Below are 26095 nucleotides of genomic sequence, written 5' to 3' on the forward strand. Positions count from 1 at the left end.
TTTTACTAGTTTATTAAAAATTTATAATTAGTGAAGTCATCTCTTTAATTAACCATTGATATTGATCGATAAATAGGAGTCACCATATCATTTCGGGAGTCTGATAATCAAGCGGCTTAATTCAAAAAAATGAAACCAGTTAGGGTTTATTTCGTATGCAAATCTTTAAATTCCCTACACGTAACCTTTAGAAAAAAGAAGCAACCTCTACTATGATTGATGTTGTATGAGCTTAGCTTGATAGAAATGGGGTTTACCGTATGAAAAAATATAGATTGGGATTACGTCGCCCCACCATCCGTTAATAAAAGCGGAAAGTCGAATCTTCAACTAGCTTTAGATGGCGGGGTACCTTTTACAACAGGATAGCTACAAAATTGAGTTGCATTATTTAACGCAAAAAGAACCTGGAGCAATGGTTGAAATACCAGCCAATAAACATGATGAATTTACTAAAGCATTACATGGTTTAGTAGAATCAGGAGAAAGTTTTAGAAACGACAAAGAGCTATATAAACATAAACAGTATAATAATTTTAGAAACAACTATTGGAAAATGAGAACGCGAGAACATTTAGAAGGGAAATAAAAAGATGAATGACAAGATTATTTCAATCATTACCAAATATGAAAAAAATGGCGATTTTATGGGAGGGATAAATGAAGATACAATTCGAGAAGCAACACAAATGCTAAACATTAATTTCCCAGACAGCTATCATTGGTTTTTAAAACAGTACGGTAGCGGCGGACTGGATGGTATGGATATCCATGGTTGTGAGACAACAGCTGTGGATTCTTCCGTTGTTTACCAAACCAAGTTATATAGAGAAACATATAACCTTCCTGAACAATACATTGTTTTAAATGATATCGATGGTACTGTGACATGTTTAGATACCAATCAAATGAAAGATGGCGAGTGCCCTGTTGTTTTTTGGAGTCGTTTTTCAAAGGAACTGTATACCATTACTTATGAAAACTTCAGCGACTATCTATTAGATTCTTTACAAGAATCTGTAGATAATTTGTATGATGAGGATTAATTGATTATAGAATACTAAGAATCATATTTTATGTAATAATATATATTTATAGGTTTCATATGATTTTATTTTTTTGATTTACAAAGAAAAAGCCGATTATCTCTCTAAACTTAGAGTAAACGGCTTTTTTTCTATGGAAATTTGCCTAGCGTACGAAATTGGCCCAGTACCAGCGTTGCTGTAACCAGGGGCAAAGTAAATATTTTAAACAATAGAGTTCTGGCTTCCAGAACTTTTTTAATATGCTAAAATTTTCTTGATAGATACGATAAGGAGGCATAATAAGGTGAAGCAAAACTGGGAGCTAGAGGAACTTATTGAACATTTTACAGTTATCCCCGAAGAGATGCGCTTAATTGGAAATAAATATGGAAGCACACGACTTGGATTTGCTGTTTCCCTAAAACTTTTTCAGTACCAGGGTCGCTTTCCAAAAGGAAAACAAGAAATTAATAAACAGCTGATTGAATATGTTGCAAAACAAGTAGGAGTACCTGCAGATTCCTTTCAGGAATATGATTGGAACGGACGCTCCATTAAATATCATCGAGCACAAATCCGTGAATATATGGGATTTCGAGAGAGTACTTCCGAAGATATGGAACAAATAAAACTATGGCTACAAGCTAACATTCTACCACAAGAACTACAAATAGATCGTGTACGAGAATATGTTCTACACTATCTCAGACAACAACAGCTTATTCCTCCAACTCAATACCAACTAGAGAGAAATATCAAATCAGCTATTCGCCAATATGAAGAACATATTTCAAGACTCATTTTCACACAGCTTTCAGAGCATTCAAAGTCCCAATTAGATGCCTTTATACGTACTTGGTCCCAGATAGAACAACTTGAAGAGGATCAAACTATCCTTAGTTTTCGCGAACTTGTATCTGATCCTGGAAGAATTGGATTAGATAGTTTGTTACAAGAAATAGAAAAGCTCCGAATTGTACGAGATATACAGCTTCCATCAGATTTATTCTCCGGTGTTCCACCTAAGATGATCCGAACGTACAGACAGCGTGCGGTTTCTGAAGATATTAGAGAGTTACGTAGGCACCCAGATCCTATCCGTTACACATTATTAGCAGCTTTCTTTTGGTGTAGAGGTAGAGAAATTACAGATAATTTAGTTGAACTCATTATTCAAATTGTTCACCGTATTGGGGCTCGTGCAGAACGAAAAGTGGAAAAGGAGTTTTTACGTGATTTTCGTAAAGTAAGTGGTAAGACAAACGTATTATTTCGCATGGCCGAAAAAGCAGTGGAACAACCGGATGGTATTATACGAGATGTTTTATTTCCTGTCGTAGGTGAAGATACATTAAAAGGCATTGTGAAAGAAATGAAGCATACAGGCCCGGCTTACAGACAAAAGGTTCATACCGTTATGAGGTCTTCCTACGGTACTCATTATAGGAGAATGGTTCCCGCGTTATTGGATATTTTAGAGTTTCGATCGAACAATGACGTACATCGCCCTGTAATAGATGCAATTGATTTACTCAAGCAATATAAGCTTACCAATCAATATACATACAATGAAGCAGATTACATTCCGATAGAAGGAGTTGTAAAACCAGCATGGATTGATACAGTTATTGATAAAGAAACAAATCGTATCAACCGAATGAATTATGAAATCTGCGTTCTTCAAGCTTTACGAGATCGATTGCGTTGCAAAGAAGTATGGGTAGTCGGAGCAGACCGATATAGAAATCCAGAGGAAGATTTACCAGAGGACTTTGAACAAAACAGGGAAAAACATTACGAAGCCCTACGGAAACCCCTTGAAGCACAAACACTTATTCAAGAATTAAAAAATAGTATGAATACGGCTTTGGAAAAATTAAATAAACATGTGAAGAACGAGAATAAAGTACGCATTTTGAGTAAAGGAAACGGGTGGATTTCTGTGTCTCCTTTGCAGGCACAGGCTGAACCAGTTAATCTCAATCTCGTAAAAGCAGAGGTTATGAATCGCTGGCCAATGACCAATCTTTTAGATATTTTAAAAGAAGCAGATTTACGTGTCCATTTAACAGATACATTTCAAACATTAGGGAATCGAGAGATTCTCGATAAGGAGACACTTCAACGTAGACTTATCCTTTGTCTATATGGATTGGGAACGAACACAGGATTAAAACGTGTTGCTGCCGGGGACCATGGAGAAAGTTATAAAGAGTTGCTTTATGTGCGCCGTAAATTTATTCATAAAGAAAATTTACGACAAGCCATTTCAAAAGTAACCAATGCTATTCTAGCCACTCGTGTAACCGAAATATGGGGAAAAGGAACGACGGCATGTGCATCTGATAGTAAAAAGTTTGGAGCATGGGATCAAAACTTACTGACAGAATGGCATATTCGATATAGAGGTCGGGGAGTAATGATTTATTGGCATGTAGAAAAGAATTCTACGTGTATTTATTCGCAACTCAAATCTTGTTCTTCTTCAGAAGTAGCTGCTATGATTGAAGGATTGCTGCGGCATTGTACAAATATGGAAGTAGAGAAGAACTATGTAGATACACATGGACAAAGTGAAGTTGCTTTTGCTTTTTGTCATTTGCTGGGATTTCAACTGATGCCAAGGTTCAAAGCCATTCATGCACAAAAGTTGTATCGTCCGGATGTAGGTATGCAAGAGTCATATCCAAACTTGCAGCCAGTTTTAACTCGACCAATCAATTGGAATTTAATAGAACAACAGTATGATCAAATGATTAAGTATGCTACAGCCTTACGGCTTGGTACAGCTGAAACGGAGGCGGTTCTCAAACGATTTACCCGTAACAGTGGGCATCCAACTTATCGAGCACTAAGTGAATTAGGAAAAGCATTAAAAACCATTTTTCTCTGTGAGTATTTATCATCAGAAGAGATCCGGAGAGAAATCCACGAAGGATTAAATGTAGTTGAGAATTGGAACTCTGCTAACAGCTTCATTTTTTATGGAAAAGGAGGAGAGATTCAAACGAATCGTATGGAAGATCAAGAGATTGCCGTACTTTCTCTTCATCTCCTCCAAAATTGTTTAGTATTAATCAATACTTTAATGATTCAAGAAGTTCTCCTAGACAAAAATAAATCTTTACTGCAAAAGTTAGTGCCAGAAGATTTTAGAGCTTTAACACCACTTATCTATGCCCACGTAAATCCATATGGGACATTCAAATTAAATATGAAAGAACGTCTAACACTCCAGAGATCTTCTTAAGATTTTTCAAAAAAGAAACTTCCTTATGGTAGTAGAGGGCACCATATATACATTGATACCACTGAGTTGTTTACTACGAGGAGAATATTTTATTCCTTTCTTTGTAAGGTTCTCTTTATCGAGCAATCCATTAGCGAAAATTTGAAGAAACACAGTAGTAAAAAACTTCGTGTTTCTTCTATAATATATTTATTAGAAACCACTTTGCACTTCCCGGCACAGTTGTTCCTTCTAGCCCTCATTAAACAAAGTAAAACCCACTGCACACAAGGGTCCTTTAGTCATAAGCTTCACTAATTGTTTTGCAGTATATTTCGGTGAATATTTCATGTCATTTTGAAGCCACCAAATTGCCATCCCAACAACACAGGAAGTGATGAAATGGAATACCATATCCTTTGGAATATCTAAGTCATGGTCTTCAATTTTAAGCGCAATGAAATTTTGTTCAAGATTATCCATAATAGTCTGCTGCATTTTTAGGTTAAAATCATGAATGCCATGAGGTCCAAGCATGCTTTTATAAAAGTCTGCATGTTTTAATATACACTCAAATATGGATTGTAAAATCCCCTCGAATTCCGAAAGATCTATTTGATGTCCCTGCACATGGGCATATAGGACCATCTTACTTGTCAACTCTCCTAGTACATTCTCACTAAGCTTTGTTAACAAATCTTGTTTATCCCTGTAATGCGAGTAAAATGTTGCCCGATTGATGAGTGCCTCATCTGTGATGTCTTGAATGGTAATAGCATCGTATCCCTTTTCCGCTATCAGTTTGATAAAAGCATCATATATAAATTTCTTTGTCCGAATAATCCGCAGATCCGCTTTTTTCAACATCTTATACCTCCCTGTTCGTTATTGTCATTATACACAACAGATTTCATCCTTTTGTTTCTTATCGTACATTTATGTCTTAAATGTAAATTGAATTGTGTAGCGAAAACGATATAATTACACTATAAACAACACGCTTTTATTATAAACTACATGTTGTTCGTTATCTATCTTTTTGTTGAACGTATGCTAGGAGGATGAACATGAGAGAAGAACAAACAAGTAATATTCCACAACCCAAAACATATGGACCACTAGGCAACTACCCTTTATTCGACATGAGTCAACCTACTATTTCTTTTTGCGAGATGGCGAAAGAATATGGACCAATATTTCGGTTGACTGCTCCAGGTTTTAAAACAATATGTATCTCTGAACACAAACTTGTAACGGAAGTCTGTGATATCAATCGTTTTGATAAACATGTCGCAAATGATATGGTGCATGTACGTGAATTTACGGGGGACGGTCTGTTTACGAGTAAAACATCGGAGCCAAACTGGCGAAAAGCCCATAATATATTGCTGCCAACATTCAGCCAACAAGCCATGAAGGGATATCATACCATGATGTTAGACATCGCTTCGCAGCTGATTCAGAAATGGGCTCGGTTGAATCACGATAGTGATTATATCGATGTACCGGGAGACATGACCCGCCTTACTTTGGATACGATCGGTCTTTGTGGTTTTAACTACCGATTTAATAGTTTTTATAAAGAAAAACATGATCCATTTATCGACAGCATGGTACGTGCACTTGACGAAGCTATGCATAAAATTGCCCGCTCGAAGGGCCTGGATACTCTGATGATTAGAAAAAACAGACAATTCCAAGATGATATACAAAGCATGTTTTCGTTGGTAGATAAAATTATTAAAGAGCGGAAGGCTAATGGAAATAATGGAGAGATAGATCTGCTGGCCCGCATGTTAAGCAGTAAAGACCCTGAGACCGGGGAAGTGTTGGATGATGAGAATATCCGATACCAAATTATTACTTTCTTAATTGCTGGGCATGAAACAACAAGTGGTTTATTATCCTTTACGACTTATTTTTTACTGAAACATCCGGAAGTTCTGAAGAAAGCATACGAAGAAGTGGATCAGGTCCTCGGTGATTCCACTCCATCTTATAAACAAGTGCTAAACCTCAAATACATTCGCATGATTCTAAACGAGGCCATACGGTTATGGCCGACCGCTCCATCTTTTGATGTGTATCCAAAGGAGGATACTATAATCGGCGGACAGTATCATGTGAAAAAAGGTGAAGGGTTGACCGTGCTTCTTCCCGCGCTTCATCGGGATAAAGAAGTGTGGGGAGAGGATGCAGAAGAATTCCGTCCGGAACGTTTCGCAGACCCTTCCAAAGTACCAAATCATGCATATAAACCATTTGGGAATGGTCAACGTGCTTGTATCGGTATGCAGTTCGCACTTTATGAAGCTACGCTTGTGCTTGGAATGATTCTTCAAAAGTTGGAATTAATTGATTCTGAAAACTATCAGTTGAAGATTAAGCAATCATTGACCATAAAACCAGAAAATTTCAGAATTAGAGTTAAATTAAGAGAAGGGAAGGAAGTTGCACCTTTATTGAATCTTCCGTTAGATGATGAAAAGGAGAATGAAGAAAAGAAAAAAGTGACTTCTCAATATTCAAAACAAGAAGTACTTGAAGGTGCTGAAAACGTATCTCTGCTTGTATTATATGGTTCAAATCTAGGAAGAGCGGAAGAGTTTGCTAGGAAGCTCGCAGACCATGCAAGGTTACTGGGCTTCCAGAGCGATGTGAGAACATTAAATGATTATATCGGAAAGTTACCTAAAGAAGGTGCGGTACTCATTGTAACTTCTTCATATAATGGTCAACCTCCTGAGAATGCCGCTCAGTTCGTAAAATGGCTGGAACAAGCAAGCGCAGAGGAATGTACAGGGATCAGGTATGCAGTTTTGGGTTGCGGAGATCGAAATTGGGCGAATACTTACCAGAGTGTTCCGAAATTTATTGACAAAGAGCTTGAACTGAAAGGTGCCATAAGGTATACCGAAAGAGGAGAGGCTGACGCTGGAGGAGATTTCGAGAATGATTTTGTCCAATGGCAAAAGAACATGTGGAAGGATGTCTCGAATGTTTTTGGCCTAAAGATGAAAGAGGGAACAGAAACAGTGTCTCATCAATCATCGCTTTCCGTTCAGTTGATTTCAGGTCCTCATGCTAATCCAATCGTTCAAAAAAACGAAGCTGTTTATGCAACGGTGATTGCTAGCAGGGAGCTTCAGTCATCTGAAAGTGAGCGGAGCACTCGACATATTGAGATAGCCTTGCCGGAAGGCGTTACTTATCAAGTAGGAGATCACCTTGGAGTACTGCCAAGTAACAGCCGAAAAAATGTCAACCGAATTTTAAAACGTTTTAGATTAAACGAGAAGGATCAAGTCATTCTGAGTACAAGTGGAAGCAGTACAGCTCATCTTCCTTTGGACCGTCCTGTTAGTTTATTTGACCTTCTTAGCCATAGTGTTGAGATTCAAGAAGCGGCAACTCGAGCACAAATACGAGAATTGGCAAGATTTACAGTTTGTCCTCCTCATAAATACGAATTGGAAGCATTATTGGAAGATGAAGTTTATCAGGACCAAATACTAAAGAAACACATTTCAATGTTGGATCTTCTTGAAAAGTATGAAGCGTGTGAAATCCCGTTTGAACGCTTTTTAGAACTTCTCCCTGCACTCAAACCGCGTTACTATTCTATTTCAAGTTCTCCACTCGTTGCACAGGATCGTCTAAGTATTACGGTCGGTGTTGTTAGTGGACCTGCATGGAGTGGACAAGGAGAATATAAAGGTGTCGCATCTAATTATTTAGCTCAGCGTCACAATGAAGATGAGATTACTTGTTTTATTAGAACGCCAGAATCCCGTTTTCAGTTACCTGAAGATCCAGAAAAACCAATTATCATGGTTGGACCAGGTACTGGAGTTGCACCATTCCGTGGATTCTTACAAACGCGTCGTGTTCAAAAGCAAAAAGGTGTTAACTTAGGGGAAGCGCATCTGTATTTCGGTTGTCGTCATCCTGAAAAAGATTATCTCTATCGTACAGAACTAGAAAATGATGAAAAAGATGGCTTAATATCTTTACACACAGCTTTTTCTCGCTCGGAAGGACATCCAAAAACATATGTACAGCACTTAATGAAACAAGATGGAGCGAATTTAATTTCGTTATTAGATAACGGTGCCCACCTTTATATATGTGGTGATGGAAGCCGAATGGCTCCGGATGTAGAAGATACTCTTTGTCACGCATATCAAGAAATGCATGGAGTCAGTGAACAAGAGGCAAGAAATTGGTTGGATCAGTTACAACGTGAAGGACGATACGGAAAAGATGTTTGGGCTGGAATCTGAATTTGGGTAACTTTTCCCATCCCATGAGAAGGGGGATGGGGGAAAACACCCAATTTATACTCACTTTTACAGGTTACTATTTTAGGAGGACTAATCATGACAACTAGCAATACGTACAAATTTTATGTAAACGGAGAATGGAGAGAAAGCTCTTCAGGAGAAATAATCGACATTCCATCTCCATACTTATACGAAGTAATTGGTCAAGTACAAGCAATTACTCGCGGAGAAGTAGATGAAGCAATTGCATCTGCAAAAGAAGCTCAAAAATCATGGGCGGAAGCTTCCCTACAAGATCGCGCAAAATATTTATATAAATGGGCTGATGAGCTCGTAAATATGCAAGATGAAATTGCCGATATCATTATGAAAGAAGTTGGTAAAGGATATAAAGATGCAAAGAAAGAAGTTGTTCGTACAGCTGACTTTATTCGTTACACAGTTGACGAAGCACTTCACATGCACGGAGAAAGCATGATGGGGGATAGCTTCCCTGGCGGATCTAAATCTAAACTTGCGATTATCCAACGCGCACCACTTGGTGTTGTATTAGCAATCTCACCATTTAACTACCCAGTAAACTTATCTGCTGCAAAACTTGCACCAGCACTTATTATGGGTAACGCTGTTATCTTCAAACCAGCAACACAAGGCGCAATTAGCGGTATTAAAATGGTTGAAGCACTTCATAAAGCAGGTCTTCCAAAAGGACTTGTAAATGTAATTACAGGACGTGGTTCTGTAATTGGTGACTACTTAGTAGAGCATGCTGGCATCGATATGGTATCGTTCACAGGTGGTACAAATACAGGTAAACACTTAGCGAAAAAAGCTGCGATGATTCCACTTGTATTAGAGCTTGGTGGTAAAGACCCTGGTATCGTTCGTGAAGATGCTGACCTAGAGGAAGCTGCGAAACATATCGTAAGCGGTGCATTCTCATACTCTGGTCAACGTTGTACAGCAATTAAGCGCGTGCTTGTGCATGAAAATGTAGCAGACGAACTTGTTAGCTTATTAAAAGATCAAGTGGCTGAATTAACTGTTGGTTCTCCAGAACAAGACAGCACAATCGTTCCATTAATCGACGATAAATCTGCTGATTTCGTTCAAGGTTTAGTTGACGATGCGGTAGAAAAAGGTGCAACAATCGTAATCGGTAACAAACGTGAGCGCAACTTAATTTACCCAACATTAATTGACGATGTAACAGAAGACATGAAAGTTGCTTGGGAAGAGCCATTCGGTCCAATCCTTCCAATCATCCGTGTTTCTTCTGATGAACAAGCAATTGAAATTGCGAACAAATCAGATTTCGGTTTACAAGCAAGTGTCTTCACAAAAGACATTAACAAAGCATTTGCAATTGCTAACAAAATCGATACGGGTTCTGTTCAAATTAACGGACGTACAGAGCGCGGTCCTGATCACTTCCCATTCATCGGTGTAAAAGGTTCTGGTATGGGAGCACAAGGTATTCATAAGAGCCTTGAATCTATGACACGTGAAAAAGTAACTGTATTAAACTTAGTTTAATATTACAAAAAGAAGCTAATCTAAAAGTTAGATTGGCTTCTTTTTTCCTATAATGTGAGAAAAATGTTGCCCGATTAATGAGTGCCTCATCTGTGATATCTTGAATGGTAATAGCATCGTATCCCTTTTCCGCTATCAGTTTGATAAAAGCATCATATATAAATTTCTTTGTCCGAATAATCCGCAGATCTGCTTTTTTCAACATCTTATACCTCCCTGTTCGTTATTGTTATTATACACAACAGATTTCATCCTTTTGTTTCTTATCGTACATTCATGCCTTAAATGTAAATTGAATTGTGTAGTAAAAACGATATAATTACACTATAAACAACACGCTTTTATTATAAACTACACATTGTTCGTTATCTATCTTTTCGTTGAACGAATACTAGGAGGAATAATTTTAAATGCTTACAATAAAGCAATTTTTCAAACAAAAGATGGTTCTAGGTGGCTTGTTAGGCATTATGGCTGCTGTTATCATCGCTAGTTTTGCTTTTATGGGATCAACTGTTAATCCTGTACCAAAAGACTTGCCGATCGCTCTGGTAATACAGGATACAGGTGTGAACTTACCAGGACAAGGAAGTGTAAATGTAGGAGATAAAATAAAAGAGCAAATTCTGCAAAATAAGCAAATCCCAGTTAAATGGACGTTCTTACAAACGCAAAAAGATGTATTGCAAGGGATGAAGGATAAGAAGTATTACGCTGCAATTGTGTTTCCACCAGAAATATCCCAGCAACTTGTATCGCTGACCACACCTAAGGGACAACAAACTGAGGTGCAAGTCTTGGTGAATCAAGGACTAAACTATAATGTTTCAATGACTTCGAACCAAATGATCGATAAGCTCATTGGAGGGATAAACGAAAATATCCGTAATACCTTGCTTGATCAGCTTTCACAAAGAAATATGACAATAACAACTGAACAGGCAAAGTTATTAGCAAGCCCATTACTTGTTAAAACGGAGTTGATTCATCCAGTTCAATCACATACAGGAAACGGAAATATCCCTGCTATGATGACACAAGTTTTATGGTTTACTATTCTTATCAGTTCATTAATCTTATTTATGGCTGTCCAAAAGTTTACAAACGGACGTATTACAGGAAAATTAGTCCTATCACAGATTCTTGCAGGTTCTGTTTTCGTGATAGTAATTGCAAGTTTAATTCTTTTCATTGCTCATACTATACTCGGGGTAAACATACCGAACCAAGGAGAAATTTTCTTATTATTACTTTTCTTTGGCTTTATGTTCTTTCTTTTGCAAAGTGCAGTACTCAACTGGATTGGGCGTCTAGGGGTACCAATATTAATGCTAGTCTTCTTCTTTTCTATGCCAATCTTATCACTGGCACACGAATTTCTTCCAGATCTGACCAAACATTGGTTATATTCTTGGACCCCTCTTAAGTACAGTGTAGAAGCATTGCGTAGCAGTTTCTTTTTTGAAGGATATGGAATGGGATCATATGTTCAGACGATGGGGCTCGTTGGGCTTGTATCTCTTATAATTATAGTACTGTCTGTATTCAAAAAAGATAAACAAAAAGGTTCTATATCTACTGCGTCAGTATAGAGGAAGTAAATCTATAGTCAAAGAGATACAAGGAAAATTCCTTGTATCTCTTTGACTTTCATGTGCTTGAATTTATTCAGCATCATCCAATAAATAGAATAGCACAAAATCCAATTTATTGGATGGTGCATTAACGAAAACTTGAAGAAACGAGTTTTAAAAACTCTATAATTTATTAACCTATTACATTTTACGGGAATTATATGACGGACTAAAGCACCAACCCTATGATTATCCCTAATAGAAATGTTAGGTTACAGCTTCCATATACGAATCCTATATTTAAGAAAGAATAGGTGAATTTTATAAAGATGAAAAATCCTAAAGTTCAATTATTATTTGTATTTACACTTGTCTCTATCGTTCTCTTTCTGTTGGATACATCCATTATCTCATTATATAACTTTGTCGACGTACTATGGTCTATCACAATAGTAGGAATTGCCTTCATTATTTTTATCGAAAACCGTTCCCCACAAAGTACTTTAGCATGGTTTTTAGTATTAGCACTTCTTCCTGTTGTTGGTGTACTTTTGTACGCTCTTTTTGGCCGAAGTCGTTGGAGAAGAAAGAAGCATCTATATCGTTCAGAAGAGAAAAGAAAATTATTCCGTGAGATTTTAGAAGGAAAACGCCTAGATTTATCATTCACTTCCTCATTAAGTGAGCGCTCTGCTTATTTAACACAGGTTGTACAAAAATTCGGTGGCGGTCCTGTTGCCAATAATACCACAACAAAACTCTTAACAAATGGGGATCAAACATTTACAAACATTATACAAGCTATCGAAAATGCTACACATCATATACATATTCAATACTTTATTTATCGAGCAGATGAAATTGGTACAAAAATTCGAGATGCATTAATAAAGAAAGCAAAATCTGGTGTAACTGTACGCTTTCTTTATGATGGGATCGGAAGCAATTTATTACGAAATCGTTTCTTACAACCTATGAAAGATGCAGGAATTGAGGTTGTGGCATTTGATCCCATTCGTTCGCCATGGCCACTTGAAACAGTAAATTATCGTAACCATCGTAAAATTGTCATTGTAGATGGAGAGATTGGTTTTACAGGTGGACTCAACGTTGGAGATGAGTATCTTGGTCGTTCTAAAAAATTCCCAATTTGGCGTGATAGCCACTTAAGAATAGAAGGAAAAGCATTGTACAAATTACAAGCAGTATTCCTTGAGGATTGGCTCTATGCCTCTAGTAGTCTAAATACTTATTCTTGGAATCAATTTATGAATACAAAGTACTTTCCAGATAGAGAAAATCCTCATGCAGAAGGTGCTGTTCAAATTGTAGCAAGTGGACCAAGTTCAGATGATACAAGTATTCGTAATACTTTACTTGCTGTTATAGGTTCTGCTAAGAAATCAATTTGGATCGCAACACCCTACTTCATTCCGGATCAAGAAACATTAACATTACTACGTTTAAGTGCAATAGCTGGAATAGATGTACGCATTCTATATCCAGGTAAGAGAGATAGAATCATGAGTGATCAAGCATCTCAATCATACTTCACACCACTTCTAAAAGCCGGTGCTTCAATTTACAGCTATAAAGATGGTTTTATGCACGCTAAAATTGTACTTGTAGATGATAAAATTGCCACAATTGGCACAGCAAATATGGATGTCCGTAGCTTTGAACTAAATTATGAAATCATTAGCGTACTTTATGAATCTAAGACAGTTCTTGATATTAAACGTGATTTTGAAAAGGACTTTAATTATTCAACTGAAATTCGATGGGAATCGTTTCAAAAACGTAGTATTCAAAAACGAATACTGGAATCCCTAATGCGTCTAATTTCCCCTTTATTATAATTCCGAAAAAAGTAATCAAAACAAATTTGATTACTTTTTCCTTTACACTAACATAAAGGTATTATATAGTTAAGTTAACTAAACTAAACTATATGTCAAAACGAAAAAACGGCGTACAATGGAATAACAGAATGATTGGAGGAAGAATAGTATGACTAGTTCTTATAAAGAAGTAATTACCGACATGAACCGAGCCTACAATGAATTAAACATTTTACTATCTCAGGAGTTAAAGAATGAGTTTGGTCTTACAGGGCAGCAAGAGAACATGATAATCTATATTAATTTAAATAAAAATACTACAGCTAACAGTATTGCGACCACTTTTAATATATCCAAAAGTGCTGTCAGCCAAGTTTTATCTAAATTGGAGAAACATAATATGATTTCGAAACACGTAAATCCTAACAATAAACGTGAGTATTTCCTTACAATTGGTCCTAACGGTAGCAAGTATATAGAACGATTGTCTCAGCTAGATGATTTACTTATTGAGAAATACTTCTCTAAAATTGATATCGAAGCCTTGCAGCAAATGACCGATACCTTAATTAAAATAAATCAAATTATACTGGAAGAAAAAAAGAAGACCCTTGAGCCTAAGTAATAAAGTCTCAATGAGAAAGGTAAAGGAGTACAGCATGATTCGTATGGCACTAAGGGCATTTAAAATACAAATGTATTATTTGCTAGGCACGATGTTATTAGGATGGATTATGACGCCTTTTTCGCCCCATTTTTTAGGTGCAAGCATTGGCTTGCTTGTTAGTATGTATTGTGTTTGGATTTTAGGAAGGCGTATTGAAAAGTTTGGAGATAGCATTGTAAAAAAAACAAAAACACCGACGCTTGGTATGATTAATCGGTTTGCAGCAGCGATACTCGGTGCGATTATTATGTATGAGATTGAACACTATAGTGTTATATGGACATTTGCTGCCGGAATTATGGGTGGTTATTTCTTAATTGTGATTAATTTAGGGTATTATAGCATGAAAGATGGGAAGAAATAGATTAGCATAAAACTTTTTTTGGGGCACAGCACATCGCTATCAAGCTAAGGTTAATAAAAGTCATTTTCAAAAATGGCTTTTTTCTTTTTCTAAAAAACCAGTGTAGATTATTGAAAATTCTGCATATCAAATAAACCCTAACGGGTTTCATTTTTTTATTGGGGTCCCGCCAGCCAAATGACATAAAAACCACGTTAATACATTTTTTGGAAGTCGAAACCTTGATTTTTGTAAGCTAAGGATTGTAACTAAAACGACCATTTTTGTTACAGCAGTTTGTATCAAAATATGAAGTCAAGTAAACCAGTAATCTAGGTGTAACAAAAATGTGTAACAAAATTATTTGTAACAATATCTATTAAAAGACATTTTTGATACAATGAAAATAAAAAAAGGAAGAATTACATGAAATTTGGATATATGCGAGTGTCTACGATTGATCAAAATTTAGATCGCCAAGAACAACAATTAAAAGAAGCCGGTTGTGAACGTATTTTTTTTGAAAAAATAACAGGAGTTAAACGAGACCGCCCTGAGTTGAATCGTATGTTAGAATTTCTACGCCAAGGAGATACAGTAGTAGTAACAGATTTGACTCGTCTTTCTCGTTCTACAAAAGATTTAATTGAAATTGCCGAACTCATTTCTCAAAAAGGAGCAAACTTGAAAAGCCTAAAAGAAGCTTGGCTTGATACAACAACAGCACATGGAAAAATGCTCTTTACTGTTTTTGCAGGGATTGCTCAATTTGAAAGAGATTTAACCTCTGAACGAACAAAAGAGGGAATCATAGCAGCCAAGAAACGTGGGAAACATCCCGGAAGACCCAAAACTGATGAGGAAAAGGTAAATTATGCTTTATATCTTATAGATCAAGGAATGAATCGTACGGATGCTGCAGAAAAAGCTGGTATCTCTCGCATGACGCTGTATCGTAAAATACAACAAAAAGATAATTAGCAATACAAATGAATGGGACAGAGTAGAAATAATATATCATTATTTGCTACTTTGCCCCTGGTTACAGCAACGCTGGTACTGGGCCAAATTCGCGTTTTGTTGGTGCTACTCCATCACCATCAAGCTAAGAAAAGCAAATACCCCCAAAACGAAAAAATAAGCTTTTTTATAACAAGTTAGCACAAAATTTCATTGTGGGTAGTTGTATTTTTTTTGCTTGATAGCAATGTGGCGGGACCCCTATATGTTTTCGTTGACAAAACAGCATTGTCAAATGCAGACGAAGGCCTACGGGAAAAATTCGGCTACAGAACGAGAATAAAGTTAAAAGACGCCGTTGCGCAGAGTGGCTTGCAAGAATACGGCAAAACAACCATAAGATACTTCACATCAGACAATAAAACAGAAATTGAATTTGAATAAGCATTCCTGCGGGAGTGCTTATTTATTTTATTTGCAGGAAATTATCACCATTTGTCGAATTATATAAGCTGAAGGGTGATAGAAATGAGTCATAGAAACCTTTTTATGCTGGCAATGAATACGTAAAAACAAAAACATTCACTTATAACGGTTAATAGGAGGAATTATCATGAAAAAATTAGCTACAATTGCGTTGAGTGGTGCGTTAGCTTTAGGCGGTTTAACGGTTATGAATTTAGATACATCAAAGGCACAAGCTGAGGAATGGGATGGCTGTCATTATATCTGTGGTCCTGGCGAAACAGTAAACGATGTTACGGTTAAAATACATTCTACACAAGTTACTTTTGGTAATAGCTTAATTGCAAGAATCACGAATGACCGAGCTGAAGAAATTCATTACAATGTCAGCATCGAAAAGAAAAACGGAGATAGCTGGGGAGAATTTGAAACTAATTTCAAATGGAACAATCAGTGGGTTCCAGCTGGCTCATATGATGAAATTTCAACTTTCACAGGATATGGCGATGATGTTTATGAAAATGGCACATACCGATACAAAGTTGAAGTTGTAAGCACAGATGGTTCTATTGATACAATTTACACAGCAGGAATGACAGTTACAGGGCAATAACTCATGACTGAGCTTTATTATTTATGATTGTATCTTCGATAATATCATTGATAATTGCGTTGATATTATTATTAAAATAAGCTCTTCGGATCTTATTTTTTTTATATAAAAATAGAATATTAATATTCTATTATTGAGTTTTATCCTCTGTTCATAAACATAAGATTTTCTGGACAGATGTCTCTTAACGTACAGAAAACACTTAAGATGTGTCCGATTTAGAAAGGAAGCGTTCCTTTTGTCAAAATGATAGCAAGCATCTAATTATTACGCTCTTCTCCGCAGAAAGTGAGGTTCTGACTATGACGAGGCGTTCAGAAGCTGAACATTGGAACGAGGTGTTTGCCGATGTGAATCTCGGCAAGCCGCAAGTAGATTTTTGGCTGGAAAAATACGAGCCGATGCTAGGATTGGCCCAAGATGGACCGGTCATTGATCTTGGCTGCGGATATGGCAGCGACTCTTTATTTTTAACAGAACGAGGTTATCGGGTCATCGCCTGCGACTTCTCCTCTGAGTCGTTGGCGATTATACGCAAATATGTGCCAGGCGTTGAAACAAACCTATTCGATATGACAGGAGGATTGCCGTTTCCGGATGGTAGCGCGAGGGCGGTTGTCGCGGATTTGTCCCTGCATTATTTTCACTGGGACGATACTGTTTCTATTGTTAGCGAAATTGCGAGAGTTGTCGGCACTGGCGGATTGCTGCTAGCCCGCTTGAATTCCACGTGCGATGTTCATTACGGTGCCGGTCAGGGCATCGAATTGGAACCCCGTTATTACGAGCATGAGGGGCGGCGGAAACGTTTTTTTGACGAAGCAGATATGCGTCGGGTGTTTGACGGATGGGCGATCAACGTGTTGACGGAAACGGACATGCACCGCTACCGGAAGCCGAAAATTTGCTGGGAGATGGCAGCTTGCGTCCGCTGATGGCGGGGGCTGTGTGTGCCGACGAACTTGCCGATGTGAATCCGACCGTCGGGACAGCTGGTCGAAAGCAGCCGGACAAAGAGACTCAAACCTTTTTTGTTCCGCTCACGGGGATCGATAATGCAATAAACCAAAAAACAATCTAACACTTTATTTTCGTGTTATTGACTAGTTTTTGGTTTATAAAGCCGGATTAGTATAAATTTTCCTCGAACAGAGTTAATTAAACAACTTAAAACTACATTGAATACATGTAAACAAAGTGACAACCATTGATTTAACAATGATTGTCACTTTGGAGTTAAGATAATCGGAAAAACCCCACGCTAATACATTTTCTAGAAAATTAAGGTTGCTTTTTCTACGCTAAAGAAATTCTAACCTATAATCATCAGATTAAAGTCTTAAAGCCCACAAAAGCAAAAATAACAAGTATAACAAAAAATGAAAAAACCAACATACACCCTACAGTGTTATATTGGTTTTAAAGCATTATATGTTTAGGCAATAACATCTTGGTTAGGGTTTTTATTTCCACAAACAATCTTTTAGGCGAAATTACTCCATACCCATCAAATTAATATTTTGAAACCCACCATAACGAAAAGTTTGTTTCCATTTAAATAGAAAAATCTTACTTTCACTTTTATCGTTTGGAGGATTGTCTGTTTCTTAAACTGTTAATAGACGTACAGTTAATCTTCTTTATAAAATTTATATTTACCAGACAGGTCTAAACTTCACTGGTGAATTACTTTCATTTGCTTCATAAACTAATTTTGTTAAATCTTCCTTGAGCATTTGCATTCGTTCAGCACCTATGTTTTCAATCCAGCGCTCTTCAATCTCAGTTAGTATCTTCTCTTTTGCTTGCACTACTAACCAACCCCGTTCAGTCAAAACAATAATTTTCCCTCTCTTATCAGTGGGATGAGTTTTACGCATTACATAACCACTTTTCTCAAGATAATCCACCATTTTACTTACAGCTTGCTTTGTAATTCCTAAATATTCAGCTAGTTCTATACCTGTCGCTCCATTAGGGGTGATGTATTTAAACATAAAACCATGTATAGGTCTAATATCTCCAAATCCCAATTCACTCAATCTGTCATGTAGTTCATTAATCGATGTACTAAAGGATAATGACAAAAGGGATGTAAGATCTAATTCACTAAATACTTGATGATTCATACATAAGACCTCCTTAAAAGTCAATTAAGTTGACTTTTTGATTCATTGTACTACGAATAACATAATCCATCAAGTTAACTATGTTGTTTTTGTTATGAAAGTAATATGCCTCACTTACAACATCAAGAAATATTTATTCACATAAAAACTTAGTAAAATTACATATTAAATAAGAAATAACATGATAAAAATATCGATTTTTTCAAAAAATTTTCCTCATTACAAAAATATACAGGTTACTTTAAATATCCAATTAATTATAATTTCCTACCAAAATAAAGGAATTGTTTTATTTATTTGATATAATTTATGTGATTACAATAAATACACGGGGAATAAAAGATTACAAATCATCTATACGGAGGTATGAAAGATGGATGAAAAACGAGACATAGGACCTAAAATAGAAAAAAGCTTTGAATTAATAGGGAAAAGGTGGACAGGATTAATTATTTATGTACTAATGAGTGGTCCTAAACGTTTTAGTGAAATTCATTCAATGATTCCAGATTTAAGTAAACGTATGCTTACAGAAAGAATGAAAGAACTTGAGGATAACGATATGGTAGTGCGACATGTGAGCACGGAACGCCCTGTACGAATAGAGTATTTACTAACAAAAAAAGGAACAGAATTAGGGAAAATTCTTGGACCAATTAGTCAATGGGCTGAAAGTTGGATAAAAGAGTAAATATAAAGGTTCTTACAAATACAAAAATCAAACAAATATTAAGAATAGACAAAGTGCAATCTCCTAAAAAATATAGTCAATACATTTAATAAGTAGACAATTCATATTAAAAAAATTACACTGTTTCATATTAAAGTAATAGCTGACCTCATTTTAGAAAGGTAGGAAGAAACAAATGGCAAATCTTCTTTATATTACAGCGCATCCATTTGATAATACCGAATCATACAGTTTGACAGTTGGAAAAGAATTTATTAAGTCCTATAAAGAATTAAATCCCTATGATGAAGTTGTTCATCTTGATTTATACAAAGCGGATATTCCATATCTTGATGCTGATGTATTTAATGGTTGGGAGAAACTTAGATCTGGAATTCCTTTACATGAATTAACACCTATTGAAATATCAAAAGTAGGACGTCTAGCTGAATTAGGCGGACAATTTCTATTAGCTGACAAGTATGTATTCGTCACTCCAATGTGGAATTTTTCTATTCCAGCCATTTTAAAAACATATCTTGACGCTGTGGCTGTATCAGGAAAAACATTTAAGTATACAAAAGAAGGATCGGTAGGATTATTAACAGGTAAAAAAGCATTGCACATTCAAGCACGTGGCGATATTTACTCTGAAGGACCAGAAGCGCGTAAGGAGATGGGCCATCGGTATTTAGAAGTTATGATGGAATTCTTTGGAACCTCTTTCTTTGAAGGGATATTTGTCGAGGGACATAACAAATTTCCAGAACAGGCCGAAGAGATTAAGAAAAAAGCTATTATTAGAGCTAAAGAAGTTGCTAAATATTTTTAAATATTTCAATCTAAAAACACAGTATTGCTAATTATATTTATTATAGTAACAATACTGTGTTTAATAAAAACTCTCCTAGGATTTTCTTCACTTACCTTGTATCTAATTTATCCCACAATAGTATCTAGCACTATAGTATTGTGTATATCAACTTAATCCACCAAAATAATTTTCAGTTGTTTACTCGAATCATTTTAGGACTATAATTATAACCCTTATCAGCGGATACTAAAAGAGATGGCCCCGGTAGAATACCGAGACCATCTCTTAAGCGCTTGATTTTTTAAGGCCTTTTTATTAAACTTTCCATTTTATAGGGTACCCTTCAAGCGTCTGAGGGGAATTTTAAGGACTTTACAACCTCAATTGATTGACAGTAACTTTATTTACATCAACCAAGAAATGAAGAAGGGCAGGGTAACAAGAGACATAAGCGCACTAATAAAGAAGGAAGAGGCTGTCTCACCTGCTAGACTGTCAAATTTCAACGAAATCATAGCAGCTACTGAAGATCCTGGGAATGCTACTAATAAAACTAACTTTGTTACGTCATCTGAAGATAATCCTATTGCATGTGCAATTCCAAGCATGATAAGTGGTTGAACGACTACTTTAAGAATTGAAATCCCAAATGCAGTTGGGCTAAATTGAACTTTACGAATTCCGATTGTAACCCCAACAGCAAATAACGCTGCACCCGATGTAATGCCACCAATTTGCTCTAAACTCTTCTCTAATAAATGTGGTGATTGGAACCCGCATAGCACAAGAATAACCCCAATTAAAGGAACACATGCTAGCGGCTCTGAAAGACCATGTAAAATTGATTTAACAGTTACTTTCAAAAGACCTTCTTTCTCGTCAGTCTCTTCATTCTGACGTTGACCCACTGCACCAATAATAGTAGCTAATGGATCTAGTATGGCATTCACAACGATTCCTGTAATGGCAATTGGAAGCGCAGCCACACTTGCTCCAAACAAACTCCCTAAAACCGGAGTCCCCATAAATGCAAAAGTTGGTTGGGCTGAGTTTAAAGAAAACATTGATGCTTTTGTTAATGAAAACTTAAATACGTATTTAGCAATTAATAGGAAAACAATATAAAAGCCTACAATACCAATAACTAAGGCAAGTAAAAATGGCCATTTTTCAATTAATGTTTGCTTAGGGGTTGTTGTAATCCCCACAAACAGATGGGCTGGTAATGCAAATTTAGTTACTAATGTATTTAATCCTTTTGATGTCTTCGCATCAAATTTTTTAAAATATCCAGCTAAATATCCTAATAGGATGGTAAAGAAAATAGGTGTTAGAATAATAAAGATTTGACTAGTTTCCATTTTAAAATCCTCCATAATATATATATCTAAATTACGCTTTAACTTCAAAGTGAATAATTTCCGGTAAATACCGATGCCTATCAAGGTGATAGGCATTCATTTAAACCTACATAGTTATCTCCGAAATTTCACTAGATTTGATTGATTTATAAGTTGGATGCCACATAGCATCTTTTACAGCTTGTTCAACATCTTCTGGAACATGTTGAGCCACGCCATCTTGAATAGCTGCTTTTGCAACTTTAATTGCTACTGCTACAGAGACAGAACGCAAGTCCTTTGTACTTGGAAGTAATGAAGCACCAGCTTTACGACTATCAGTCATATCAGTTACAGCATTTGCAGCAGCAGTAAACATACCGCTTGTAATCACTTTCGCTTTTACAACAATCGCACCAAGTCCTAAACCAGGGAATACAAATGCGTTGTTTGATTGACCAATTTCGTATACTGTACCTTTATAAGAAACGGGCTCAAACGGACTTCCTGTTGCAATTAGTGCTTTTCCATCTGTCCAAGTAAGTAAATCTTGCGGAGTTGCCTCTGCTAATGGCGTTGGGTTTGACATTGGCATAATGACTGGGCGTTCCACATGTTTGGCCATTTCTTTTACGATTTCTTCTGAGAAGGCTCCCTTTACACCTGATGTTCCAATCAGAATAGTAGGTTTTACTTGTTTAATCACTTCTAGAAGAGTTATTTTACCGGATTCATCACGCGCCCAACCTTTTACTTCTTCCGTTTTTTGTAAGTAAGATTTTTGGAAGTTTAAAATACCATCCATATCGTCTGTTAAAAGCCCTCGGTAATCAACAGCCCAAAATCTACTATATGCTTCTTCTTTCGAAAGACCATCAAACACCATCGCATCATGAATTTGATCAGCATTACCAATCCCTGCAGCTCCTGGTCCAAATACCACTACTCGATGCTCTCGTAATGGGACATCAGTAACTTGAACAGCAGAAAGGATAGCTGCTAATGTAATAGCTCCAGTACCTTCAATGTCATCATTAAATGTTAAAATCTTATCTCCGTATTTCTCAATAATGTTGCGAGCATTGACATTACCGAAGTCTTCCCAATGTAATAAAGCATTTGGGAACATTTCTAATGCTTTTTCAACATAGGCATCAATAAATTCGTCGTATTTTTCGCCTCGAACTCGTTCATGTCGATTTCCAATATAAAAAGGATCTTGTAACAACTCTTCGTTGCTTGTCCCTACATCTAATACAACAGGCAACACACGACCGGGATCGATTCCAGCTGCTGCCGTGTAAACAGCCAATTTACCAACAGAAATATTGATTCCATTTGCTCCCCAATCACCAATACCAAGAATACTTTCAGAATCTGTAGCTACAATTAAATCAATATCCTCTGCTTTAAATCCACTATTTGCAAATGCTTTTTCAATTCCATCCATATCATTAATAGAAAGATAAACACCGTCTGGACGATGATATTCATGACTATACTCTTGAATGGCTTGTCCAACAGTCGGAGTGTAAATGATAGGTAACATTTCACTAAGATGATTTGTTAGCAATCGATAGAATAATACGGTATTGCGATTAGATAAATCGTTTAACCAAACATTTTTCCGTAAGTTATTAGGTTGTTCTTTAAATTGTAAATAAGCACGTTTAACTTGTTCTTCTAATGATAAAACTGTTGGGGGCAATATCCCTTCTAAGCCAAGATCTTTACGCTCTTTATTTGTGAATGCTATTCCTTTATTTAAGAAAGGTTGAGCAAGTAGATTTTTCCCTTTCAAATTTGTTTGAATAGATCCGTCATTGGAAAGATTAAATGTATTCATGTGATTATTCCTTCTTCCTTGATGTTTTGTATTGTATTTTCAACTCTCAATGTATTTGTAAAGTGTCTTATTTGCTTGCGTTAATAAAGGTTACTAATAGTAACCAGAAACACTTTATGCCACTAATAGTAACCAAGGTAAATAAAATAGTCAACTATTTTTACTATTTTATTTCACTTCTGATTATTTTTTATTGGCTAGTAAATAAATAGTTTCCTAATTATATAAACACACCTTAAAACCATATAAAATAAGGATTTAATTTTTTACTTACATCAAAAAATTAATAGAAATAATTTTTAAAATACGAACCTATATAGACGTTTTTTTAGAAAAGAGAATATAAATACAACACAAAAATAATGACTAAATTAATCATTGAAGTTACTATTTGTAACTTAGTTATTTTATTTCTAGTTATGTCGGTTTATTTTCTATCCTATTAAAAACAGAAAGGTGAGAATGAATAATGGCAAAAGTAATATAAGATTGAATTCACTCAGTATTTGATGATTCATATATAAAACCTTCTCAAATGAAGTCAATACAGTTGACTAAATTCAAATCCTATTGTACTATACAGATTGTAGTCAACTATATTGACTATATTTAAAATATAAAAGAAATAGGATTCACCGAAATAAAATTAATACATTATGGAGGTTTCTCATGGCTAATATTGTAAAAATTAGAGGAAGTGTATTTGCTCCGTATGCTTGCTTAGAACCTATTAAGGATTCTGCAACAGGAAGGATCTTAGAATATACTGGTGATGCACGTGAATTTACACCATACGCCGTAAACACGATGCGTTCAAGATTAGAGCAAGAAGTGATTATTGATTTTTATAAAAAAGAAATTTTTACATTTGCAGATGCTTGTATTACAACTGTAAAAATTACAAATCCAGATGGTTCTATTGAGCATCAAAAAGGAAAAACAGGTACAGAAAACATTGTATGTACGAATGTTGTGTGGAGCGCTGATGAGGTTTCTTTTGAAATGAAGGCCAGTGCCAGCAACCCTTTAGATGCAGCAGCACCTGCAGCTGACTATTTATTAACTATACGTGTTAGCAAAAGTGGAGCTTTGCATATTGAAGGTAAACATGATGGGTTCCCTTGCTATGAATTTTATAAGCAAACAGACTTCGGGCGATTTGAATTAATCTATACACACGATTACAGAAAAACTGGTGATACTCCAAAGGCGCTAGCTGGAGAGATGGAATACAGTTTTAAAAAGACAATTTAAATATAAATACAAATCAAAAAAGGATCACACTTAACATTCGGTAGCGAGTATTAAAGGTAAAACAATTGATTGTCCTAAAAAATTGTGACCTGTTTTGCTCAATGAGTCAATGTTTTGTATTACTTAAAAATAAAATTACAGAGGTGTTTCTCATGGCTGATATCGTTAAAATTAGAGCAAGTGTATTTATCCCAATGTCTTGGGTTTCAATAGGTTGGACTGGATCTAATCAAACGGGAGACTTAATCGAGTTCGAAGGTGATTCACGTGAATTTACCCCTTATGCTGTAAATGCTATGCGTTCTAGAGTTGAACAAGAAGTAGTTGTAGATTTTCACAAAAAAGAAATTTTCACATATGGAAATACGGGTATAACAACGGAAAGAGTTACAACTCCAGATGGTTCCGTTCATACAAGAACAGGAAAAGCTAGTACAGAACGTATTGTATGCACTGATATTGAATGGAGTACTAATGACGTCAAGTTTCAAATGAGTGCAAGTGCTAGCAATCCATTAAATATAAATGCACCTGCTGTTGACTATCTTTTAACTATGCATGTCAAAAAAGATGGTACAGTTGATATCGAAGGTAAACATGATGGATTCCCTTGCTATGAATTTTATAAACAAACAGATTTTGGTCAGTTTGAACTAATTCATACACATGATTTCAGAGAAACTGGTGATACAGCTGAAGCGCTAGGTGGAGAAATGGAGTGCAGTTTTAAAAAGACATTATAAAAACAATATAATCCCTTTAAAAATATAACAACGTGAGAAGAGTAACAGGAGGAAAAGAGAATGACAACAGTTTTATTTGTAAAAGCAAACAATCGTCCAGCAGATCAGGCGGTTAGTGTGAAATTATATGAGGTTTTTTTAGCAAGCTATAAAGAATCACATCCAAATGATACAGTGATAGAGCTTGATTTATACAAGGAAGAATTACCATATGTAGGAGTAGATATGATTAACGGCACATTTAAAGCAAGCAGAGGATTTGACTTAACAGCAGAAGAAGCAAAAGCAGTAGCTGTTGCTGATAAATATTTAGATCAATTCCTCGCAGCTGATAAAGTAGTCTTTGGTTTCCCATTATGGAATTTAACAATCCCAGCTGTACTACACACATATATTGATTACTTAAATCGCGCGGGCAAAACATTTAAATATACGCCAGAAGGTCCAGTCGGTCTTATTGGAGATAAAAAAATTGCATTATTAAACGCAAGCGGCGGTGTATATTCTATAGGACCAAAAGCTGAAATGGAAATGGCCATTAAATATGTAGCAAGTATGATGGGCTTCTTCGGTGTAAAAGATATGGAGAAAGTCGTGATTGAAGGCCACAACCAATTCCCAGAAAAAGCAGAAGAAATTATTTCTACAGGGCTTGAAAAGGCAGTTAAAGTAGCAACTACGTTCTAATTAATAAAACACTCGTCACTCAATATGGCAGTACCAACAATTCTATAGCGGTGGTACTGCTTTTTTATTTGCT

22 protein-coding genes and 2 pseudogenes are annotated in these 26095 nt (G+C 36.0%); 19 read left to right on the top strand and 5 right to left on the bottom strand.

The annotated features are described in order from the left end of the window. Positions 1-340: 340 nt before the first annotated feature. The 3 genes from V7S50_RS29185 to V7S50_RS29195 all read left to right on the top strand — a co-directional run bounded on the left by V7S50_RS29185 (position 341) and on the right by V7S50_RS29195 (position 4278). Positions 341-589, top strand: a complete 249-nt coding sequence (locus V7S50_RS29185) for an HNH/ENDO VII family nuclease (RefSeq protein WP_336376480.1) — start codon at positions 341-343, stop codon at positions 587-589. Positions 590-593: 4 nt separating this feature from the next. After that, on the top strand, positions 594-1046 hold the full coding sequence (locus V7S50_RS29190) for an SMI1/KNR4 family protein (RefSeq protein ID WP_336376481.1): 453 nt from the start codon (positions 594-596) through the stop codon (positions 1044-1046). Between the two features lie 268 nt (positions 1047-1314). Beyond that, on the top strand, positions 1315-4278 hold the full coding sequence (locus V7S50_RS29195; RefSeq protein ID WP_336376592.1) for a Tn3 family transposase: 2964 nt from the start codon (positions 1315-1317) through the stop codon (positions 4276-4278). 231 nt (positions 4279-4509) lie between these two features. On the opposite strand, the gene V7S50_RS29200 is transcribed toward V7S50_RS29195, so the two are convergent. Continuing rightward, positions 4510-5124, bottom strand: coding sequence for a TetR/AcrR family transcriptional regulator (locus tag V7S50_RS29200; RefSeq protein ID WP_336376482.1), 615 nt, complete (start codon positions 5122-5124; stop codon positions 4510-4512). Positions 5125-5324: 200 nt separating this feature from the next. On the opposite strand from V7S50_RS29200, the gene V7S50_RS29205 reads away from it, so the two are divergent. Together V7S50_RS29205 and gapN are read left to right on the top strand one after the other, a co-directional pair. Beyond that, positions 5325-8540, top strand: coding sequence for a bifunctional cytochrome P450/NADPH--P450 reductase (locus tag V7S50_RS29205; protein ID WP_336376483.1), 3216 nt, complete (start codon positions 5325-5327; stop codon positions 8538-8540). Between the two features lie 96 nt (positions 8541-8636). Continuing rightward, positions 8637-10076, top strand: a complete 1440-nt coding sequence (gapN, locus tag V7S50_RS29210) for an NADP-dependent glyceraldehyde-3-phosphate dehydrogenase (RefSeq protein WP_336376484.1) — start codon at positions 8637-8639, stop codon at positions 10074-10076. 25 nt (positions 10077-10101) lie between these two features. Here the strand turns inward: gapN and V7S50_RS29215 are convergent. Continuing rightward, positions 10102-10281: pseudogene (locus V7S50_RS29215) on the bottom strand (TetR/AcrR family transcriptional regulator); the annotation flags it as partial. Positions 10282-10486: 205 nt separating this feature from the next. Here V7S50_RS29215 and V7S50_RS29220 point away from each other — a divergent pair. The 9 genes and pseudogenes from V7S50_RS29220 (at position 10487) to V7S50_RS29260 (ending at position 17620) form a co-directional block, all read left to right on the top strand. After that, positions 10487-11668 carry a YhgE/Pip domain-containing protein gene (locus tag V7S50_RS29220; RefSeq protein ID WP_336376485.1) on the top strand — a complete coding sequence of 394 codons (1182 nt, stop codon included), beginning with the start codon at positions 10487-10489 and terminating at the stop codon, positions 11666-11668. A 311-nt stretch (positions 11669-11979) separates the two neighbouring features. Then, complete coding sequence (locus V7S50_RS29225; RefSeq protein WP_262715092.1) at positions 11980-13509, top strand: cardiolipin synthase; 1530 nt, start codon at positions 11980-11982, stop codon at positions 13507-13509. A gap of 151 nt (positions 13510-13660) precedes the next feature. After that, positions 13661-14116 (top strand): MarR family winged helix-turn-helix transcriptional regulator, encoded by a 456-nt coding sequence (locus V7S50_RS29230; protein ID WP_018783527.1) that lies wholly within the window; start codon positions 13661-13663, stop codon positions 14114-14116. Between the two features lie 34 nt (positions 14117-14150). Next, the gene (locus tag V7S50_RS29235; RefSeq protein WP_336376593.1) at positions 14151-14522 is read left to right on the top strand and encodes an ATP synthase subunit I; all 372 of its coding nucleotides are present in this window, start codon (positions 14151-14153) and stop codon (positions 14520-14522) included. A gap of 405 nt (positions 14523-14927) precedes the next feature. Then, positions 14928-15482 (top strand): recombinase family protein, encoded by a 555-nt coding sequence (locus V7S50_RS29240; protein ID WP_199668330.1) that lies wholly within the window; start codon positions 14928-14930, stop codon positions 15480-15482. 240 nt (positions 15483-15722) lie between these two features. Then, positions 15723-15905 (top strand): annotated as a pseudogene (locus V7S50_RS29245) (hypothetical protein); the annotation flags it as partial. A 169-nt stretch (positions 15906-16074) separates the two neighbouring features. Continuing rightward, positions 16075-16539, top strand: a complete 465-nt coding sequence (locus V7S50_RS29250; protein WP_336376486.1) for a hypothetical protein — start codon at positions 16075-16077, stop codon at positions 16537-16539. A 302-nt stretch (positions 16540-16841) separates the two neighbouring features. Beyond that, positions 16842-17474: a class I SAM-dependent methyltransferase gene (locus V7S50_RS29255; RefSeq protein WP_336376487.1), complete on the top strand. Its 633-nt coding sequence runs from the start codon at positions 16842-16844 to the stop codon at positions 17472-17474. After that, entirely contained in the window at positions 17462-17620 is a 159-nt protein-coding gene (locus V7S50_RS29260) for a hypothetical protein (protein WP_170833709.1), read from the top strand. Before V7S50_RS29255 ends, V7S50_RS29260 begins: the two co-directional genes overlap by 13 nt. 574 nt (positions 17621-18194) lie before the next feature. On the opposite strand, the gene V7S50_RS29265 is transcribed toward V7S50_RS29260, so the two are convergent. Next, positions 18195-18668: a MarR family winged helix-turn-helix transcriptional regulator gene (locus V7S50_RS29265; RefSeq protein ID WP_336376489.1), complete on the bottom strand. Its 474-nt coding sequence runs from the start codon at positions 18666-18668 to the stop codon at positions 18195-18197. 373 nt (positions 18669-19041) lie between these two features. Here V7S50_RS29265 and V7S50_RS29270 point away from each other — a divergent pair, with 373 nt between their 5' ends. Together V7S50_RS29270 and V7S50_RS29275 are read left to right on the top strand one after the other, a co-directional pair. Then, positions 19042-19359, top strand: a complete 318-nt coding sequence (locus V7S50_RS29270; protein ID WP_147807497.1) for a winged helix-turn-helix transcriptional regulator — start codon at positions 19042-19044, stop codon at positions 19357-19359. A gap of 175 nt (positions 19360-19534) precedes the next feature. Next, on the top strand, positions 19535-20170 hold the full coding sequence (locus V7S50_RS29275) for an FMN-dependent NADH-azoreductase (RefSeq protein ID WP_147807496.1): 636 nt from the start codon (positions 19535-19537) through the stop codon (positions 20168-20170). A 386-nt stretch (positions 20171-20556) separates the two neighbouring features. Here V7S50_RS29275 and V7S50_RS29280 read toward each other — a convergent pair whose 3' ends face one another. Beyond that, positions 20557-21513: an AEC family transporter gene (locus tag V7S50_RS29280; protein ID WP_336376490.1), complete on the bottom strand. Its 957-nt coding sequence runs from the start codon at positions 21511-21513 to the stop codon at positions 20557-20559. Positions 21514-21619: 106 nt separating this feature from the next. Further along, entirely contained in the window at positions 21620-23338 is a 1719-nt protein-coding gene (locus tag V7S50_RS29285; protein WP_336376491.1) for an NAD-dependent malic enzyme, read from the bottom strand. 669 nt (positions 23339-24007) lie between these two features. Between V7S50_RS29285 and V7S50_RS29290 the strand changes: the two genes are divergently transcribed. The 3 genes from V7S50_RS29290 to V7S50_RS29300 all read left to right on the top strand — a co-directional run bounded on the left by V7S50_RS29290 (position 24008) and on the right by V7S50_RS29300 (position 26022). Further along, a complete protein-coding gene (locus tag V7S50_RS29290) occupies positions 24008-24592 on the top strand; it encodes a DUF3238 domain-containing protein (protein ID WP_147807493.1) in 585 nt (194 codons plus the stop codon). 152 nt (positions 24593-24744) lie between these two features. Next, positions 24745-25335 (top strand): DUF3238 domain-containing protein, encoded by a 591-nt coding sequence (locus tag V7S50_RS29295; RefSeq protein ID WP_336376492.1) that lies wholly within the window; start codon positions 24745-24747, stop codon positions 25333-25335. A 60-nt stretch (positions 25336-25395) separates the two neighbouring features. Continuing rightward, positions 25396-26022, top strand: coding sequence for an FMN-dependent NADH-azoreductase (locus V7S50_RS29300; RefSeq protein WP_336376493.1), 627 nt, complete (start codon positions 25396-25398; stop codon positions 26020-26022). The last annotated feature ends 73 nt before the right edge of the window (positions 26023-26095 follow it).

Source organism: Bacillus sp. CCNWLW194 (assembly GCF_037120585.1).
Classification (GTDB): domain Bacteria; phylum Bacillota; class Bacilli; order Bacillales; family Bacillaceae_G; genus Bacillus_A; species Bacillus_A basilensis.